This window comes from Arthrobacter sp. NicSoilB8 (assembly GCF_019977355.1).
In the GTDB taxonomy this organism is placed as follows: Bacteria; Actinomycetota; Actinomycetes; order Actinomycetales; family Micrococcaceae; genus Arthrobacter.
Genome location: NZ_AP024655.1, coordinates 1,376,830 through 1,395,370, shown reverse-complemented (window position 1 = coordinate 1,395,370; position 18,541 = coordinate 1,376,830). Strand labels below are relative to the sequence as shown.

Annotated in this window: 10 protein-coding genes; 1 reads left to right on the top strand and 9 read right to left on the bottom strand. The window is 68.6% G+C overall.

Features of this window, described 5'->3' with window-relative positions:
- The first annotated feature begins 122 nt into the window (after window positions 1–122).
- Entirely contained in the window at window positions 123–1,436 is a 1,314-nt protein-coding gene (locus tag LDO15_RS06220; RefSeq protein WP_223985080.1) for a UDP-glucose/GDP-mannose dehydrogenase family protein, read from the top strand.
- A 21-nt stretch (window positions 1,437–1,457) separates the two neighbouring features.
- Here LDO15_RS06220 and sufU read toward each other — a convergent pair whose 3' ends face one another.
- The 9 genes from sufU to LDO15_RS06175 form a co-directional block, all read right to left on the bottom strand.
- Entirely contained in the window at window positions 1,458–1,913 is a 456-nt protein-coding gene (sufU, locus tag LDO15_RS06215) for a Fe-S cluster assembly sulfur transfer protein SufU (protein ID WP_223985078.1), read from the bottom strand.
- A gap of 11 nt (window positions 1,914–1,924) precedes the next feature.
- On the bottom strand, window positions 1,925–3,232 hold the full coding sequence (locus tag LDO15_RS06210) for a SufS family cysteine desulfurase (RefSeq protein ID WP_223985076.1): 1,308 nt from the start codon (window positions 3,230–3,232) through the stop codon (window positions 1,925–1,927).
- Window positions 3,233–3,374: 142 nt separating this feature from the next.
- Complete coding sequence (locus LDO15_RS06205) at window positions 3,375–4,964, bottom strand: sugar transferase (RefSeq protein WP_223985074.1); 1,590 nt, start codon at window positions 4,962–4,964, stop codon at window positions 3,375–3,377.
- Window positions 4,965–5,543: 579 nt separating this feature from the next.
- Complete coding sequence (locus tag LDO15_RS06200; RefSeq protein ID WP_223985072.1) at window positions 5,544–8,171, bottom strand: LuxR C-terminal-related transcriptional regulator; 2,628 nt, start codon at window positions 8,169–8,171, stop codon at window positions 5,544–5,546.
- Window positions 8,172–8,242: 71 nt separating this feature from the next.
- Window positions 8,243–10,984 carry a LuxR family transcriptional regulator gene (locus LDO15_RS06195; RefSeq protein WP_223985069.1) on the bottom strand — a complete coding sequence of 914 codons (2,742 nt, stop codon included), beginning with the start codon at window positions 10,982–10,984 and terminating at the stop codon, window positions 8,243–8,245.
- Between the two features lie 311 nt (window positions 10,985–11,295).
- Complete coding sequence (locus tag LDO15_RS06190; RefSeq protein WP_223985067.1) at window positions 11,296–13,923, bottom strand: LuxR family transcriptional regulator; 2,628 nt, start codon at window positions 13,921–13,923, stop codon at window positions 11,296–11,298.
- Window positions 13,924–13,987: 64 nt separating this feature from the next.
- Window positions 13,988–16,732, bottom strand: a complete 2,745-nt coding sequence (locus tag LDO15_RS06185) for a helix-turn-helix transcriptional regulator (RefSeq protein ID WP_223985065.1) — start codon at window positions 16,730–16,732, stop codon at window positions 13,988–13,990.
- Between the two features lie 209 nt (window positions 16,733–16,941).
- Complete coding sequence (gene pth / locus LDO15_RS06180; RefSeq protein ID WP_223985064.1) at window positions 16,942–17,529, bottom strand: aminoacyl-tRNA hydrolase; 588 nt, start codon at window positions 17,527–17,529, stop codon at window positions 16,942–16,944.
- Window positions 17,530–17,681: 152 nt separating this feature from the next.
- Complete coding sequence (locus LDO15_RS06175) at window positions 17,682–18,278, bottom strand: 50S ribosomal protein L25/general stress protein Ctc (protein ID WP_223985063.1); 597 nt, start codon at window positions 18,276–18,278, stop codon at window positions 17,682–17,684.
- Between the last annotated feature and the right edge of the window lie 263 nt (window positions 18,279–18,541).

Below are 18,541 nucleotides of genomic sequence, written 5' to 3'. Positions count from 1 at the left end.
CCGGCGGTTACCTCCGCCGGCGGGCCGTATTGCTGCCCGCGCCCGTGCACTCCGCGGCCGTGTACGAAACCCGGACCGGGCACGTACCCTGTGAACTATCCACGGCAGGGAGGACGGCAGCCATGCGGATTTCGGTGATCGGTTGCGGATACCTTGGCGCGGTCCACGCGGCTTCCATGGCAGCCCTGGGGCACGACGTCGTCGGCATCGACACGGACGGGCACAAGGTGGCGCAGCTGTCCACCGGCCGTGCCCCGTTCTACGAACCGGCCCTGGATGAACTCCTCGCCGAACTCGCCCACTCGGGCCGTCTGCAATTCACCAGCGACATGGCGGCCGCCCGCGGCGCTGAGGTCCATTTCATCTGTGTCGGAACCCCGCAGAAACGCGGCGAAAACGGCGCCGACCTGCGCTACGTGGACGCCGCCGTCGCGGCCCTCGCCGCCCATCTCTCCCCCGGCGACGTCGTCGCCGGAAAGTCGACGGTGCCGGTCGGAACCGCCGCGCGGCTGGCCGAAGTGCTGGCGGACACGGAGCCCGGCGCCGCGCTCGTGTGGAATCCCGAATTCCTGCGCGAAGGCCACGCGGTGGCGGACACCCTGGACCCGGACCGGTTCGTCTACGGGACACCGGACGGCAGCGAAGACCATCCCGCAGTGGCCGTCCTGGACCGGGTCTATGCGGCGCCGCTCGCGGGCGGGACGCCCCGGCTCGTGCTCGACTACGCCACGGCGGAGCTGGTGAAGACGGCCGCAAACTCGTTCCTGGCCACCAAGATTTCGTTTATCAATGCCATGGCCGAGGTCTGTGAAGCCACGGGGGCCGACGTCACCCGGCTGGCCGATGCGATCGGGATTGACGAGCGGATCGGCCGGAAGTTCCTCAATGCGGGCATCGGGTTCGGCGGCGGCTGCCTGCCCAAGGACATCCGGGCGTTCATGGCCCGGGCCGGCGAGCTGGGGGCCGACCAGGCGCTGACGTTCCTGCGGGAAGTGGATGCCATCAACATGCGGCGCCGCACCCGGGTGGTGGAGCTGACGCGCGAACTGTGCGGCGGGTCCCTGCTGGGCCAGCGGATCGCTGTGCTGGGCGCGGCCTTCAAGCCCGAGAGCGACGACGTCCGGGACTCCCCGGCGTTGAGCGCCGCGGCGCAGCTGCAGCTGCAGGGCGCCGTCGTGACCGTCACCGACCCCCAGGCGCTGGCCAATGCGGCCAAGCGCTTCCCTGAGCTCCCGCTCGAACCGGATCTGGACACCACGCTGCGCAGGGCTGACGCCGTGCTGCTGCTGACCGAGTGGCAGGCTTATCGCGAGCTGGATCCGCACGCCGCTAAGGCGCTCGTGTCCGCGCCGCGCATCCTGGACGGCCGCAACGTCCTGGATCCAGCGAAGTGGCGGGCCGCCGGCTGGATCTACAAGGGCTTGGGCAGGCCGTAACGCCGTTCCGTCAGACTGGAGTCAGGCGGCCGCTGCCTGGCCGAGGGCGTCCTCCGCTGCCACCCAGGAGAGCATGGCGCACTTGACCCGGGCCGCATAGCGGGACACGCCCTCGAACGCCGCGGCGTCGCCCAGCACCTCCGGATCGGCCGGCACCTTGCCGCGCGAACGCAGCACCTCGCGGAAACTGTCAATCACGGCGCGGAGCTCCGCGACCGTCATTCCCTCGGCAAGGTCCGTCAGCACGGAGGCCGAGGCCATCGAGATGGAGCAGCCGTCGCCGTCCCAGCGCAACTCGCTGACCTTCCCCCCGGCCACGGACACCCGGACGGTGATCTCGTCGCCGCAGGTCGGGTTCAGCTGGTGGGACTGGCCGCTGCTTGCACCTTCGGGTGCGGCCGCTGCGGCCAGGCCGCTGCCGTGCCGGGCCTTGGAGTGCTCCAGGATGATCTGCTGGTAGAGCTGGTCAAGACTCATGGATGTCCGTCCTAGGCTTTGAAGTAGGCACGGACATCGGCGACAGCGTTGAGGAACGCGTCCACGTCGTCCGTGGTGTTGTACAGGTAGGTGCTGGCCCTGGTCGTCGCCGTCAGCCCGAGCCGGCGGTGCAGCGGCTGCGCGCAGTGGTGGCCGACGCGCACGGCGATGCCCCGGCTGTCCAGGAACTGGCCGACGTCGTGCGCGTGGACGCCCGCGACGTCGAAGGCCGCCAGACCGATCCGCTCCTCCCCTGCCGCAGGGCCGAGCACACGGATTCCCGGAATGGCGCCCAGGCCCTGCACGAGGCGCTGGCCGAGTTCGGCTTCCCAGGCGTGGATGCGGTCCATCCCGGTCTCGGCGAGGTAGTTCACCGCCGCGGCGAGTGCCACGGCCTGCGAGATGCGCTGCGTTCCGGCTTCGAAGCGCTGGGGGCTCGGCAGGAAGCCGGCCCGTTCCATCGTGACGGTGGTGATCATGGAGCCGCCGGTCAGGAACGGCGGCATCGCGTTCAGCAACTCCGAGCGGCCGTAGAGGGCGCCGATTCCTGTGGGGGCGAGCATCTTGTGGCCGGAGAACACCGCGAAGTCGACGTCGAGCGCCTTGACGTCCAGGGGCAGGTGCGGCGCGGACTGGCACGCGTCGAGGACCACGAGTGCCCCCGCGGACCGGGCCAGGGCGACCAGGGCGGCCACCGGGTTGATCGTGCCCAGGACGTTGGACGCGTGGGTGAACGCCAGCACACGGGTCCGCGGGCCGATGATGCCCGCGGCAGCCGCCAGGTCCAGGGCGCCGGCGTCGTCGATCGGGATGAACTTCACGACGGCGCCCGTCCGGGCCGCGAGCTCCTGCCAGGGGATCAGGTTGGCGTGGTGCTCCATCTCGGTGACGACGAGTTCGTCCCCCGGGGCCAGGGCGAACCGGGCTGCCTCCGGGGCGGCGCCGGGCAGGGACGCGTTGAGGAAGGAGTACGTGAGCAGGTTCAGGCCCTCCGTGGCGTTGGAGGTCCAGATCAGTTCGTCCCACTCCGCCCCGACAAAGTCCGCCACGGTTTCCCGGGCGTTTTCGAACGCCTCGGTGGCCTCGACGGCGAGGTGGTGCGCCCCGCGGTGGACCGCCGAGTTCCGCTGCTCGTAGAACTCCTGCTCGGCCTCGAGCACGCTGAGCGGGTTCTGCGAAGTGGCCCCAGAGTCCAGGTAGACGAGGGGCTGGCCGTTGACGTGCTGCTGCAGGATCGGGAAGTCGTTGCGGATCCTCAGGACCTCTTCGTTTCCGAGCGCGGCGGCAGAGCGGCGGAGGTGGGCTGGGGTGGCAACCATGGCGGAGACTCCTGGATCGGCGTTCGCTGCGGCGTCCCCCGCCCGCCGGGAAGCCGGCAGCGGGAAATACGTCACACACATTAAGCCTAATTATCCCACGTTCCCGCAGTCTTCCCGCGCGGCCCTCCTCCGGACGCTCCTGCTAGTAGGCGCCCACGGGATGGAGAACAACCCGGAGCGTCCGCCACAGGATCATGATGTCGCCGGTCAGGGACCAGTTTTCGACGTAGTAGAGGTCCCAGCGGACGCTCTCGTCCCAGCCCAGGTTGGACCGGCCGTTAATTTGCCACAGACCCGTGATGCCCGGTTTGATCAGGAGCCGCCGGCTCACGTACCCCTCATAGCCCTCGACTTCACACGGCAGCTGCGGCCGCGGCCCCACGAGGCTCATGTCGCCCTTCAGGACGTTCCAGAACTGCGGCAGTTCGTCCAGGGAGTACTTCCTGAGCCAGCGTCCGCAGGTGGTGATCCGCGGATCATTCTTCAGCTTGAACAGCAGCCCCGCCCCCTCGTTGAGGTCGCGCAGCGCCGCCAGGTCCTGTTCCGCCGTGGTGACCATGGAACGGAATTTGATCATCTTGAACCGCTCGCCGTTGAGACCGACCCGCTCCTGCCGGAAAAATACCGGCCCCTTGCTGTCGCGGACAACGATCCAGGCCAGGGCGCAAAGCAGGGGTGAGAGGACCAGCAGGGCCGCGGCCGATGCCACAATGTCCACGAGCCGCTTGAGCATGTGCTTGCCGCCGGTGAACCGGGGCAGCTCCACGTGCATGAGGGGCAGGCCTTCGACGGGCCGCCAGTGGATCCGTGGACCTGCGACGTCGGTAAGGCTCGAGGCCAGGACGAGTCCGGCCTTGGTGCCTTCCAGAGCCCAGCCCAGCTGCCGGATGGACCGGTTGCCGCCGTGAAGGCGCCCGGCCACCACCACCGCGTTCGCGCCCGTTTCGGCGACCTTGCCCGCGACCGAGTCGACGTCGCACAGGACAGGAATCCGCTCGGCGGAGATTTGCAGGTGGTTTTCGGTGTAGCCGGAAGGCAGGGCCGCGCCCACGACTTCGTAGGCGGCTCCGGAGACTTTGCCGAACTGCCGGATCACGTATTCGACATCGGCCCGTTCACCCACGACGATCACTTTGGACAGGTAGTGGCCATAGACTCTTTGCCGGTTCAGCCAGGCCCGCCATTGCCAGCGGTTGACCAGCAGCAGCAGGGCCCCTGCCGGGAGTGCGAGCGCGAAGTGGCCGCGGACCACATCGATGCCCAGGAGGATCACAATGATGGCCATGCCGCCGAAGACACCGAGTGTGGCGTCAAGGACCCGTTTGTATTCCTCGGAGCCGATTCCGAGGACGGTCTCCTCGCGCGTGCGATGCACTTCAAGAGCCAGGAGCCAGGCCAGGACGATGGCGATGCTCACGGCCAGGTAGGAACCGCCCGCACCGCCGCGGGTCAGGATGGGCTGGCCTTCCTCGAGGCGGAAGGCGTAGGCGGCGGCGACGGCGATCGCGACGATGGCGGCGTCCGTGATCCGGAGCCAGCGGCGGTAGCGTTTCGCCCAGGATGTACCGGAGTCCACTCCGGCGGCCGGAACGGCCTGGCCCGGAGCTGTGTCGGCGGTGGTCCAGTGCCTGCCGAGCGGTCCGGCGCTTGAGGCCAGGACCGGCGCGGTTCGTCGCGCCCAGCGGCTTCCCCGTGTCCGATATCCCCTGCGGCGCTCATCGATGGCGCTCATGCCGGGTCCGCGTTTCTCAGTGGCGCGGACCCGGTTGTAGACCGTTCTAGGGAGCCGGCGGCGGCTGGGGGGAGAGCCTCGGTCTCAGAAGGCTCTGACGCCGCCGGCTCCGACCTTGGCGCACGGCTGCCGGTTAAGGCACCGTACGAATCCAATGAAGGAGTTCGGTGAAGGGAGGTAACGGCACGACCACCTCTAATGGTGGCAGTGGCTGCTTCAGCAAGCAAGAGGGTCTTTGGGACCATACTTTCCTGCAGGTCATGCCCGCGGCCGATTACCGCCCTGAAGTTCCTCATTTTGAGACCTTTGTGAGTTGTTCGTGGGACTGACTTAAGTCAATCGTCCGGACCGGATCTGCACACGAGTAGCGTTTACCCGACTTCTGTCGGCCTGCTTGCCATGGCACTACTTGGGGATACTCCCGCCGGTCCGCCGGGCCACCCGGGATGTACCCAACTTCGGCCGCCACGGCAGCCGCGGGACCGGAAGGCGGAGGAGAGCGGGGCTCACCGCCGCAGGAGCGGAGCCGGTCGGGGTGCAGGGTTCACGATTGAGGAGTCAAGGTGCGGGGTTTGGGGTCTAAGGTTCGGGGTTCAGGATCCTGGGTGTCCTGGCCGGAAATTCAGAGTCCAGGAGGTCGGCGCGCCGGCCGACGCCGAGCTTGGTGAAAATCCGGGACAGGTGTCCTTCCACGGTCCGATGGGATACACAGAGGGCGGCGGCGATCTCGGCGTTCGTTGCCCCGCCGGATACCAGGTCCAGGACCTCGGTTTCCCGGGCGGTCAGCGCGGCGCCGTGGTCGCTGTGGACGATCTCCAGCTGCGCGGACATGCCGGCCTCCACGAGGCGGTGATGGACCCGGCGCTGGACCGCGGTAAGCCTCCACCGGTCCGGGTCGTCGGCCAGGATCCGTTCGGCCTGCTGCGCGGCCTCGAGGGCCAGGAGCAGGTGCCCGCCGCCGAGCGCGTCGTCGCTGATGCCGATGAGGTCGACAGCGTCGGACGCCGAAACCGCCCTCGCGTAGGACTCCAGCAGGCGCGCCTCCGGCCCGTCTACGGCGCTGCTGCTGAGGGCAAGGTCCTCCGCCCCGGAGGTGTCGCCGCTGCGGAACGCGAGCCGCCTGATATCCGTCTCCACGCCCCGCAGGCCCTCGTGCAGCGCTTCGTCCGCCAGCCGGGCCAACGCCTTTGCACCGCTCCCGTCGGGTCCGTCCCCGGGGTCCGCCGCCCGGCAGTAGGCCTCCGCCAGCAGGCGAAGGGTTTTCGGTTCCCGGTACACCGACAGCCGGTAGGCCAGCGAATGCTGGCCGGCCTCGTGCTGGCGTCCGACGGCGGCAGCCGCGTACGCTGCCACGGCGTGGGCAAACGGCAGCAGGTGCAGGGGGTCGGCTATGGTGAGCTCTTCCACGGCCAGCCGCAGTTCGGCCAGGCTCTCGCGCATCCGGCCCTGGCGCAGCCGCGAGTATCCGCGCATGAGGTGGAGCATGCCGCCGCTGTACAGCAGCCGCCCGGGCTCCCGGGCCGCGTAGTCGTCCAGGACGTTTCCGAGCCCTTCCCAGTCTCCGGCCCGGATCAGGTTCAGGCAGTGGCGCACCACGAGGTCCTCGTACACCAGGGGAAGCTCCAGGCTCGCGCTTCGGGCTCCGTCCCATGCTTCGCCATCCAGCCGCAGCCCGGTCCGCAGCCGGCCCTGGGCGGTCAACAGTTCGGCGACGACTGACACGGCCGGGACGCGGATTTCAGGAGGGATATCGGCCCTATCGATGAGGTCACGCAGCCCGGACCCGACTTTCATGTCCCTGCCATCCCACGCCCGGCTCAGAGGACCGGTCAGCTCCGCAGCCGCAGTCCCGTCCCGCAGCGGTTCCTCCGGGGCGCGCAGCGGCGGGGCCGGTGCCGGGGAGCCGAGCCGGGTGGCGAGCATTGCTGCCAGATAGGACGGCCGCCCGGCGCGCACCGGCTGCGCCGACTCCAGGCACGCCAGGGCGGCCTGCGGGCGTCCGGCGATGAAGTGGGAATAGGCCAGCTGGATCCGGGCCTCGGAGAGGAACCGGACGTCCCGGATGGCGCCGGCAGCACGGGCCGCCGTCGCAGGATCCAGGGCCGTGTTCGCGGCGACGGCGGCCTGCAGCAGCTGGACGGGAGGGATCTCCACGCCACAGTCCAGGGACCAGCGCAGCCGGTTCAGGGCCGCCCCGGGCACCGCGGCACGCGCTGAGGGGAACGCCAGCACGCTCGAGCGCAGGGCCGAACTGCGGCCGGCCGGGACCCGGTGGCGGATGATCTCGCCAACGATCGGGCTCGCGGGCCGGACGAGCCGGTCGTGCCCGGCGGAGACGGCGATGATTCCTGCCGTGTCCAGCGCGTCGACGGCTTTGGGACCGCTGATCCGCAGGATTTGGGCCAGCGAGAGCGGTCCTGCCAGGGCAACGATCGTAGCTGCCGTCTTTTCCTCCGGCGTCATGGAACGCAGCTGCCGGTCAACGACGTCGGCGGCCGGCACCCGGGCCATGTCGGGGTTGGCCAGGAGGAACCACACGCCGTGCCGGAAGCCCAACGCGCCGCTGGCACGGGCATGGTGGATCAGGGACATCAGCATCAGCGGGTTCCCGTCGGCCGCGTCGTGAAACAGCGCGCTGACCCACGGTGAAACGTCGGCCCGCAGAACCTGTTCGCACAGCTGGTGAGTGCCGGTCCGGCTAAGCGGGGCAAGATCAAATTTGCCGATGATCCCGTCGTCCCACAGCGACAGGAATTCGTCCGGGATCATCGGCCCGGGCCGGCAGGTCGCCAGGATACCGGCCGCGCCGGTGGCCGCGGCCAGCGCGAGCTGCCGGACGGTCCCGTGGTCGAGGCAATGCGCGTCGTCGACGACGAACAGCGGGCGGTCGGGCTCGGACTTCAGGCTGCCCGCCATCGCCTCCACGACCGCGGCATAGGAATCGAGTTCGCGGTCGGGAAGCCGCGACAGGTACGGCGCCAGTGCGCCAAAAGGTACGGCGGACAGGGCCGGCGTGGCCGTCAGCCGTATCAGACGGCTGCGGGACCCGAGTTCGCGGATGGCGGCCTTGACGACGGCGGTCTTGCCCGTGCCTGCCCCGCCGATGACGAGCGCACCTGACCTGGTGTCGTCGCGGAGGCAACGCACCAGATCCCTGATCAGCGCTGACCGCTCGATCAGCGGGGCGGTCTCAGCCAGGCTTTCCATTGCCGGTTCTTCCTGCCGCCTTTTGCCCGTCCCGAACACCGTCCCCGGAAGCCGCCCGGAGTGTGCCGGGGTCAGCCGAGCCGGGCGCTGTCTGCCGGAGTTGAGATGACATCTTTGAGTTCCGATCGGCTCGCGACGTGCAGCTTCGAATACACCTGATAGAGGTGTCCCTCCACCGTGCGGACCGACACGTGCATCTGTTCCGCGATCTTGCGGTTTGATGTGCCGGCGGCGGCGCGGACGGCCACTTCGCATTCCCTCGCCGTCAGGGTCGAGGTTGTCAGCGAGTGCAGACCGTTCTTGGGACTGCCGAACTTGTCATCGAGTGACTGCTGCGCCCTTTGGGCGATCCGCAGCGCGATCCGGTTGCCGGCGTCGTTCGCGCAACTGACGGCCTTCCGGGCCGTATCCCGGGCGAAGACGGCATTGCCGGACGCTTCAGCGTCCTTGGACGCCGCCAGCAACCGTTCGCTGTCGGCCTCCCGCATGCCCTCGGCCAGCCGCGAGCACAGGGCCGAGAACTGCCCGCTCACCCGGCTGCTCAGGCTGCCGAGCTTCTGGCCCGTCTGGCGGTCGCCCAACCGGGCGGCGGCGGACAGGAACAGGAGCGCCGGGGCCAGGGCCACGGCGTCCGTGTCGTTGTCGGCCTCGGTCATGAGGGCGCGGATTGACGCGGCCCGCTGGCCAAGCTCGGCCTGGGCCGAGAGTTCGAAATAGCGCGTGAGCCGTTCCACCAGCCAGGCCGCAGGGGGCCCGGGCTGGGCCAGGTCGTCCAGCAGGAGGCCCGCGGTTTCCTCTTCGCCTTGGAGTGCGGCGGCATAGGCACAAACTGCCGTGGCGAGGCCGGCCAGGGTGTCGGGGTCCTGGGCCCGGAGCTGCCACCTGCCCGCCTGAAGCCGGGACACGGCGTCGTCGAGGTGTCCGGCGTGCACGTCAAGGACGCCCTGCCCGATCTCGAACATCCCCCCGAGCCGGGTCTGGGGCTCCCCGCCGGCGTAGGTCTCCTCAAGGTAGACGGATGCCTCCCTGAATTTGGCCGAGAGCAGCAGCAGGAGCAGGAACCTGCCCCTGATCTCCCGGACCGCCCGGTCCGTGAGCCGGACGTTGGCCGTCGCCGCCAGGACCTGCCTGCCCAGTGCCAGCGCCTGCACCACGTTGCCGCTGACCGCCAGGGCCTCACAGCGCACGCTGGCGGTCAGAATCCGTGATTCGCTGCCCAGGTCTGTCGCGTCCAGGCCGTCGGTCGCGGCGAGGACATCGGTGTAGCGTCCCTGGAAACCGGCGAGCCCGGCCTCGGCCAGGCGCAGTTGGTCCCGGGCCGCTGCCAGCGCGGAGCTGTTCCCCGCAGGTTCTGCTGCGAGCCGGTCCGCGAGTTCCCGCAACCTTGCCTTGGGATCGGCGCCCGGGGCGGCGCTGCGCTTTTCCAGTTCCGCGCGCAGGAGCTGCAAGGCGGCCCATTCGGCCAGCGGACGCTCCCGGCAGGCCGCCTCATCGAGCGCCTCCAGGACCCGGCGCGCGGACTCCTCGTTGTTCACCGAGATATGGGCACTGACTGATTCGATGGCCATCGGGACCGCGGGTTCGCTGCCTTCGATCTCCTGGATGAACCGGAGTGCGGCGGCGGGGTCGGAGGCGCTGTTCGCGGTGCGGGCCGCGGCCAGGGCCACTTCCGGGCTGACCTGCTCTCCACAGTCCAACGCCCAGGCGACGCCGGTCGCGCCCCCGGCGTCCAGGGCGTCGGAATCCTGGAGCACGGCCGTGAGCCGGCGCCGGAGTTCGGCGCTGCGCCCCGGCGGGACAACGCTGGCGACGATTCCGGCCGTCACCGGGTTGGCGACGCTGACCATCGGCGGATGATTATGGGTGACCCGGATCAGGGCCCGTTCCTGGAGCGCGTCCATGTCCTGGGGGTTGGCGATGAGCATAAGGGTCTGCAGCGGGACCGCGCCGGCAAGTGCCAGCAGTTCAAAGACGTCACGCTGGCCGGTACCCAGCCGGTTGAGGCGTGCCTTCACGACGTCCCGGATCTCGCCGGTCAAGGCGATGGGGCCGTTGCCCAGGAACCACACGCCGTCCTGGCGGACCACTGTGCCCAGCTTGATCTGTTCCCGGGTCAGGGAATGGAGGAACAGGGCGTTGCCCCCGCTTGCGCTCCAGAGCGCCCGGGCCGCGGTCAGGGAGAACCGGCCGCCGTATTCGTTGTGCAGCGTTGCTGCTGTCTCGGCGAAGTCGAACGGTCCAAGGTCCACCCGCCGGAGCAGGTCATCCTTCCACAGGCCCATGATGTCGCCGCCCACGTGGGGCATGTCCACGCATGCCGCCAGCAGAGTGACGTGCGCCCCCGCACTCAGCTGGGCCACCATCATGCTCGAGAGCTCGTCGAGGTCGTGGGCGTTGTCCACGAAGAGGACGATTTGCCGGCCCTCGGATTTGTTGCGGAGCAGCTGGGTCAGTCCGCGCAGCACCATCAGGGGGTGTTCGAGGTGGGATGCGTCGAGGTCGTTCAGCAGGACGCTCAGGGCTCCATAGGGAAGTTTGGAGGAGATGGAGCTGCCCCTGACCTGGACCACCAGGTACTCGTCGCCGAGCTGTTCGAGGGCGCGCTGGGCGATGAAGGACTTGCCGGCCCCGTGGTCACCCACGAGGACGATGCCGCAGCCGGAACCCGAGGTCAGGGTTTCAACTACCTCGGCCACGACCTGTTGCCGGGTGAAGGGTCTGTCTTTGTTGCGGCCGTATCCATTTCTTGGCGCCGGAAGGATGGCTTCTGTCTGGCCGCTGCCCGCAGGCAAGCCGGCGTCTTGCTGGAACATATGAGAGACCTTCGCAATCAAAGTGTGAGCGGTGATACATCCACCGTATGGACTACGCGAATTTTCGGTATGCGTAAGTAGTACTCGAATACGCAACGAGTATTCGGCCCGCTCTACGTAGCTGTACTCAGTTGGCCCCGCCCTGCCGCAGGGTCAAAACCAAGTAGTCCGAATCGGGTGCCACGTGACCCCGGCCGTAGTATCCCGGACGCCCGGAAAATGGGCTGCCCGGCCGCCCGGCTGGCCGCCCCGGCATGCCCCAGCAACCGGCAACCGGCAACCGGCAACCGGCACGACCGAATGCCCGGCGGCTAGCGTCCGCCGATACCGGGCAACTGTTCACGGCCCTTGACGTTCAGCTTGGCGTAGCTGCGGTAGAGGTGGCCCTCCACCGTGCGCACGGACACCTGGAGTTCGGCAGCAATCTGCCGGTCCGTGAGGCCGCGCACCGCGAGCGCCACGATGTCGCGTTCGCGGCGGGTCAGGATACCCAGCGAGTCATCGCTCTTGGCAGTGCCCTCGCCGGGGAGGTCGTCGGCCCGGTCCAGGCACCTCTTACGCTGGGAGTTCGCCATGCGCTCCCTCAGCGTGTCCCCCGCGGCCCGGTAGGCGTGCGCCGCGCCGTCATAGGCCAGGGCGGCAAAGGTCCACAGCTCCGCTGCCTCACAGGTTTTCGCGGCCTCCAGGTGGTCGGCGGCATTGTCCGTGCCGAGTGCTGCGGCGTAGGCGCAGATCGCGGCGGGCCTTGGCCCTTCGAGCCGGTCCCGGAGTTCCAGCAGCCTCGGCGCCGAGTCCGTGTCCCCCAGGGCCAGGCAGAATGCCAGCGAGTCGAGTTCGAGGCCGGAGGTGTCCGTTCCCGGGTCGTCCGGGCGTCCGAGCCGCTTCAGTTCCTCGATGGCGCCGGGGTAGTTCCCGAGCCTGGCCTTTCCATAAACCACGGCCATCGCGGCCAGGGCGCGCATGTACCGCGGCAACGCCGCAGGGGCGTTCTCGAAGTCGGCGAGGAAAAGCTCTGCCTTTGTTTGGGCGCCGACTTCGGCGGCGGCCGCAAAGGCCATGGCCGCCGTGAAGGCGAAGAGCTGCTGGGGGTCGGTCAGGCGCAGCGCTTCGAGCGCGGCACTGAGGGTGTTCAACGCCTGGGCGGCCTTGCCCTGGTACAGCAGGATGATGCCGTGGGCCGCGTGGACGCCCCCGCCGAAGGAAATCAGGCTGGGTTCGGATCCGGCGACAACGCCGGTCAGGAGGGTTTCCGCGGCCTGCCAGTCCCCGGCCTGGATCGCGGGCGCGGCCGCACGGACCACCAGGAAGTCGGCGAGGAAGTACAGCTCGTCATGGTCGGCTCCGGCGGCTTCGATTGCCTGGGACATCACGGCAAACGCGCTCAGTCCCTTGCCGGCGGCCAGGAGCCGCTCCGCGTCGACGCAGAGCCGGAACGTCGCTTCAAGGTTGTTCGCCGGACGGGTCCCGGCGGCCACCCCCGCTGCGGCAGGGGCGGGCAGGTACTCGCCTGCCAGGGCCATGACCATGGCTTCCATGGTTTCCATTCGCTCCGCTATGGCGGCGCGAATGGCTGCGGCGTCCTCCGGCCGGGCCTGGGCCAGCCGTTCCCCGGCGGGCTGCAGCACCCGGGCCCGCTCCATGATGTCTGCCGGCGTGTGGCCCAGGGCGGACAGCACCGCGGCCCACAGCAGGGTTCCGGCCAGCAGGCTGGGGAGGGTGGTGCCCTGGCCGAAATCCGCGTCGAGGATTTCCCGCGCCGCAACGTAGTCGGAGGCGTTGTAGCGCGTCCGTGCTATCACGGCACGGGCCGCCATCTGCAGTTCCGGATCTTTCACCAGGCCGGCAGCCTTGCGAGCAAGGTCGTCCTCGTAGAGTCTGCTGGCCAGGACCGCGGCCCGCAGGAGCTGCCGGTCCTCGACCTCCGCACCGCATTCGATCGACCAGCTCACGTGGCGCAGCAGCCCTTCGGCCGACGTCGGCTCGCTGTCCATGCGGCGCAGCAGGCTCTGCCGAAGCTGGAGGCTCCTTGCCGGCGAGATCAGGTTCCGCAAGGTGTCGCCGTAGACGGTGTGCCACAGCCGCAGCTCACCGGTGGCCGGGTCCGTCACCCGGATCAGTTCGCTGTCGATCAGGGACCCCACGGCCCCTTCGCCGACCACAGACTCGATCAGTTCCCTGGACACGGGTTCGGCCAGCGCCACGAGGTTTAGCGCCTGCCGTTCTTCCGGCGAACGCAGCAGCAGCTGGCGCCGCACGACGTCGGTCAGCCTGTCGCCGTGGCTGTTCAGGTGCCGGGTGAACAGCCACACGCCGTTGCGCCGGAGCAGTGTCCCGTCCTTTCGGGCATCGTCCAGGAGCCCGTTGAGAAGCATCGGGTTGCCGCCGGAGGCTTCCCACAGGATTTCGGCGACATTGGGCAGCACCTGCGAGCCGAGCTCGCCCTCCAGCATCTCCGTGGTCTGCGCGAGGGTCAGCGGCCGGAGGTCGTGCCGTTCGGCGATGCCTTCAAACCAGAGCTGCAGGAGCGGTTCCGGCAATCCGGGGCGGGCGGCCGCTCCCACGAGCAGCTTCGCCCAGCCGGCCGCGGCCAGTTCCGCCAGGATTCCCGCCGTCGCCTCGTCGAGGTCGTGGGCGTCGTCGACGATGAGCAGCAGGGGCTTCTGCGTGGCGCGCTTCTGCTCTTCCAGGTGCGACCACAGGGTCCTGAGCACGGCCAGCTGCGACGTCGCCTCCTGAACCGGCAGTCCGACGATGAAAGGGCCAAGCACACCGTATGGCACCTTGGACAGCGAGGCACTGCCGTGGATCCGCACCGGAGTCACCTCGGATCCCAGTTCCGCCACAACGGCTTCGATGAGCCTGGATTTGCCCATGCCGCTGTCGGCGAGAATGAACACGGCCACGTGGCTGCCGCCCTGGAGGGCCTCGACCGCCGACATCAGGTCATCCGACCTCCCGGTCAAGGCGCGGGTCGCCTCGCTGCCGGGGACTCCCCCCGGGCCCCTAGATGAGTCCAAGCAGATCACTTCGCGAAGAAACACCGAGCTTCGTGAACACCTGGTACAGGTGGCCCTCCACCGTCCTGACCGAAATGCCCACCTCCAGGGCGATATCCTTGTTGGAGACCCCGTTTCCGGCAAGGGTGGCGATCTGCCGCTCCCGTTCCGTGAGCAGCGGGCCCTTGTTGCGGGGCATGATGGGCAGGGCCGGAACAGACTCCGAAAGGCTCTCGAGCATGCTGTACGCGGCGTTGGCGCTGGCAGTCAGCCCGGCGCCCTTGGCGAAGTCGAACGCGAGCGCCGCGCACCTGGCCTGCACGGCGTCCAGTTCCAGGCCGGCGGCCTGCTCGGCGGCCTCCAGCATGATCGCGGCATCCTTCTTCCGGCTGCCGATGGCCACCGTGCGGGACATTTCGGCGAGGGGGCCCTGCCTCAGCCCGGCCAGCTCCTCCAGGAAAAGGAAATCCTTGACGGTTCCGTTCACGGTGGCCCCGAACACGCAGATGCCGGCAAGGGTGTAGCGGCCCTTGCGGAAATGCGCCTCCCCGGCCCGGATGAGCCGGTCCTTGGCCTCGGGGTCACCGAGCCACCGCGAGGCCATGTCCATGCAGAATTCCGTGGAACTGCTGACAGCGAAGCGGGCCGGGCCGTCCGCGGAGCGGGCCCGGTCCAGGTAGATCGCGGCCTGGACCGAGTTGCCGGTCTGCGCGTAGGCGAAAGCGGTGGCGGCGTAGGCCTGGCGCAGGGACTGCAGGCTCGCCCGGACCTCAAGCTGGGCGATCGCGGCCAGTAGCGGGTCCAGGGCCATATAGCCGCGGCCGGCATAAACGTAGGCCAGTCCCACGGCGAGATCGGTTGCGGCGCTGCCGGAATGCAGCCCGTGCCCCGCCCGGCCGCTGGCGTCCTTAAGCATGTCGATGGCTTGGCGCCACAGACCGGACAGCAACAGGACGTTGTAGGAACGCCAGGCGAAGTTTTCGCGGATGCGCGGCACGTTGGACCATTCGCCCAGCTGCCCGCCGATTTCCCTCATGAGCTTGCGGGCATCGAGTTCCCGTCCCGTCATGGACAAGGCTTCCATCAGGATGATGGCCGACCGGAGCCGGTGCACGGGATCGGAGCCCGGCACGTCAGTGGTCGCTGCCGCGGTGAGCCGCTCCATCATGGGCTCGAAATCCCCGATGAAGGAGAAGTAATTGAACTCGCACAGATCCAGGCACAGCCCGGCCCGGGAGAGCGCGGCAGGATCGGCTGGCGGATCGTCCAGGCTCAGGTCCTGGAGCCGGATCCTGGCCTGCCGGAGGAGTTCCGGGACCTTGCCGGAGCGGTCTTCGAGCCAGGCCATGCAGTCGGCCTTCGCCGCGATGAATTCGGCAAATCCCTCGGCCGCGAGCTCGTTGACCTGCTGGTCGGAGACGTCGTCGAGCGCTGACATGGCTTGCAGGGGCAGGCCGAGTTGGAGGTAGGCGGCCGACTTCTGGAGTTGCCCCTCGGCCCATTCGGCGTCCGAGGGAGACAGGCTGCCGGCGCATTTGAGCGCAAACTTCGGGTCAAAGAGCCTGACGGCGGCGCTGGCCGCGGCCAGCGCGTGGGCGGGCGCCAGCTGGGCGTGGCAGTCGTGGGTCCACGCCGCGTAGGCGAGCAGGTCCTCGACGGTCAGTTCATCAAGCTCATGTTCCTGATGCCCGGGAACCTTGTCCCGGAGCTCCAGGCGGCGCTCCACGCTCATCCAGTTGCGGACAATGTCGCCGAGGTAGCGGTCGCCCAGCGTGACCAGGTGCCGGTCCGTGCGGTCGACGACGATCTGGCCGGCTTCTTCCATGTCGGCGATGACGCCGGGGCTGTACATCCTGGCCAGCCGGGACAAAGGCAGTGTCCGGGCGCAGGAAAGGACGTCGATGACCTCCCGCGCCTCGGGCGTCTCTCTGGCGTACCGGGCCCTGACGATGTCTTCCAGCGCGGTGCGGCCGTCCAGCACGACTTCATCGAGCAGGGTCCACACCGATCCGGACAGGACGAGGTTTCCGCGTTCGATCTGTTCAGAAACGACCGCCTGCAGGAGCGTCGGGCTCCCGCCGACCAGTTGGTGCAGCTGGCTTGCCAGGGCAGTCGAGACCCGGTGGCCCAAGGCTGACTGCAGGACCTCCAGCGTTTCGAGTTCGGTGAGGTTGGCGAGCCGGACTTCGGCGAGCTGGCCCGAGGTGATGAGCCAGTAGAAGTCCGGCGGAAGATCGGTGGTGCGCTGGGCCGTGGCAATCAGCCGGGCGGTCCTGGTCTGCAGCAGGTTCAGCAGGACGCCGGTGCTGAGTTCGTCGAGGGCCCCGGCGTTGTCGAGCAGGATCACGCACTGGCGGCCGGCGGCGTCGTCGCGGATCAGCGAGGTGATGCCGTGCAGGATGGCGGTCGGCGAGCCAAGGGAACTCTGCGGGAGCCGGGCCAGGGTGAACGCGAGGCAACCGTACGGTGTTGCCGAACCCGGTCCTGTGCTCCGGAGCTGGATGGTGTAGACCTCGGGGCCGAATCCCGAGAGGGCGGTCCTGCCGACGAGCGTCTTGCCGACGCCGCGGTCACCGGTGATGACGACGCCCATCCGGTCCTGCGCAAGCAGTTCCGTCCGGACACGCTCGGCATCAGCGTTCCGCGCCAGACCGGACCAGCCGTGCCTCGCGACCGGACCTGCTGCTTGTTCTTCTTCGGCGGGTGCCAATGTAGTGGAAACATTCCCCCAGCCCAGCGAATCCCTCGACATGTAGTTTCCTTCGTACCGCTTTGTAGACAGCAACCCCAACTGCCCACTTAGAAGTAGCGTATCCCTATCCCCCGACATGAGAGTAGACAGATCATAACTGGAATGCCGAAAGCTTGGAAAGGAAACCCGTCATGTGGACGAAACCGGATCTTCCGGGGCCTGTCGGGGAGCCGGCCGGTGAGCCTGGCGGGGACCCTGCCGGTGCGCGGTTAGGGGGCCTTGGCGGGGTGGAACTTTTGCTGTGCGGTGAGGAGCCCGTCCTTGACCAGGACTTCGACGGCGTCGGCCGCTGAGTCGATGAGGAAGGGCAGTTCCTTCTTCTCCGGGGCGGAAAAGTCGCGCAGGACGAAGTCCGCGGTGTCCATCCGGCCGGGCGGGCGCCCCACGCCTACGCGCACGCGCAGGTAGTCCTTGGTGGCGAGGGCCTTGGAGATGTCACGCAGACCGTTGTGGCCGCCTTCGCCGCCGCCGATCTTGAGCTTCACGGTGTCGAAGGGGATGTCGATCTCGTCGTGGACGGCAACGACGTGGGCGGGGTCGATCCCGTAGAACTGCGCCAGGGCCGAGACCGGGCCGCCGGAGACGTTCATGTAGGACTGCGGCTTGGCCAGCACGATCCGGGGACCGCCGATGCCCAGGCGCCCTTCCAGGACCTGGGCACGGGATTTGTGCGACTTGAAGCGGCCGCCGACACGCGAAGCGAGTTCGTCCAGGACCATCTGGCCGACGTTGTGCCGGTTGTGGCTGTACTCGGGTCCGGGGTTGCCAAGGCCTACGATCAGCCAGGTGTCGGTCATGGATCAGTCCTTCGGTGGGCCAGGTTCAGACGGGGCGTTGCAAGCGGGCGTCTCAGGCGGGCAAGCTGCGGGCCGGTTCCGGGGCAGCGGGGCACCGGAGACGACGGCGGCCGGGCCCCTGAGGGACCCGGCCGCCGGAAAATGCGCCGGAATTACTCGGCGGCGACCGAGGAACCTTCGGTGGTGTCGGCCGAAGCCTCTTCCTCAGAGACCTCCGTGGCCTCGGAGATGTGGACGACCAGAGCCTCGGCGTCGGCCAGCAGGACGGAGCCCTTCGGAAGGACCAGGTCGGAAGCGTGGACGTGCTCGCCGGCGGTGCGGCCCTCGATGCTGACCTCGATGGCGGTCGGCAGGTGGGTTGCCTCGGCCTCGAGGGAGACGGTGGTCATTTCCTGGTTGTACACGTTGCCCGGAGCCAGTTCGCCGGTCAGGTGAACGGGAACGTCAACGGTGACCTTCTCGCCGGTGCGGACGGTCAGCAGGTCGAGGTGCTCGATGATCTGCTTGATCGGGTTGCGCTGGATGTCCTTGACGAGGGCCAGGTGCTGCTCGCCGTCGATGTCCAGGGTCAGCAGGGCGTTGGCGGTGCGGACGGCCAGGGTGGTGGCCTTCGCCGGCAGGGTGATGTGGATCGGCTCGGCGCCGTGGCCGTAAATGACGGCCGGGATCAGGTTGGCCATGCGGGCGCGGCGGGCGAAGCCCTTGCCGAATTCGGTGCGTACTTCTGCTGCGAGCTTCTGCTCAGACATGGATATCTCCTGGTGGGATTTCAAGCGGCGGGACTAAACGGTATTCAGCAAGGGCGGAGGTCTGTTTACGACCTTCAACGCCGGGCTGCCGTGCAGCTGACCTTCAGAAGGAGATTCAGACCCAGTCGATAACGGAGACCAGCAGTCCGGTTTCCCGTGCATACGGTGTACGTAGACGGTCTGCCGGCGCTCTCCCTCGCCAAGGTTTCGGTACAAGGCTACCAGCGCGGGCACGCATTCGTGAAAACGTGCCCGCACGGGCC

Bases quoted from the DNA above. Each gene is read 5' to 3' on its own strand.
- pth (WP_223985064.1), bottom strand. From the start codon at position 17,529: ATGACCGACACCTGGCTGATCGTAGGCCTTGGCAACCCCGGACCCGAG.
- LDO15_RS06220 (WP_223985080.1), top strand. From the start codon at position 123: ATGCGGATTTCGGTGATCGGTTGCGGATACCTTGGCGCGGTCCACGCG.
- LDO15_RS06175 (WP_223985063.1), bottom strand. From the start codon at position 18,278: ATGTCTGAGCAGAAGCTCGCAGCAGAAGTACGCACCGAATTCGGCAAG.
- sufU (WP_223985078.1), bottom strand. From the start codon at position 1,913: ATGAGTCTTGACCAGCTCTACCAGCAGATCATCCTGGAGCACTCCAAG.
- LDO15_RS06190 (WP_223985067.1), bottom strand. From the start codon at position 13,923: ATGTCGGCGGTCGAGGCCCTCCAGGGCGGCAGCCACGTGGCCGTGTTC.
- LDO15_RS06200 (WP_223985072.1), bottom strand. From the start codon at position 8,171: ATGGAAAGCCTGGCTGAGACCGCCCCGCTGATCGAGCGGTCAGCGCTG.
- LDO15_RS06195 (WP_223985069.1), bottom strand. From the start codon at position 10,984: ATGTTCCAGCAAGACGCCGGCTTGCCTGCGGGCAGCGGCCAGACAGAA.
- LDO15_RS06210 (WP_223985076.1), bottom strand. From the start codon at position 3,232: ATGGTTGCCACCCCAGCCCACCTCCGCCGCTCTGCCGCCGCGCTCGGA.
- LDO15_RS06185 (WP_223985065.1), bottom strand. From the start codon at position 16,732: ATGTCGAGGGATTCGCTGGGCTGGGGGAATGTTTCCACTACATTGGCA.
- LDO15_RS06205 (WP_223985074.1), bottom strand. From the start codon at position 4,964: ATGAGCGCCATCGATGAGCGCCGCAGGGGATATCGGACACGGGGAAGC.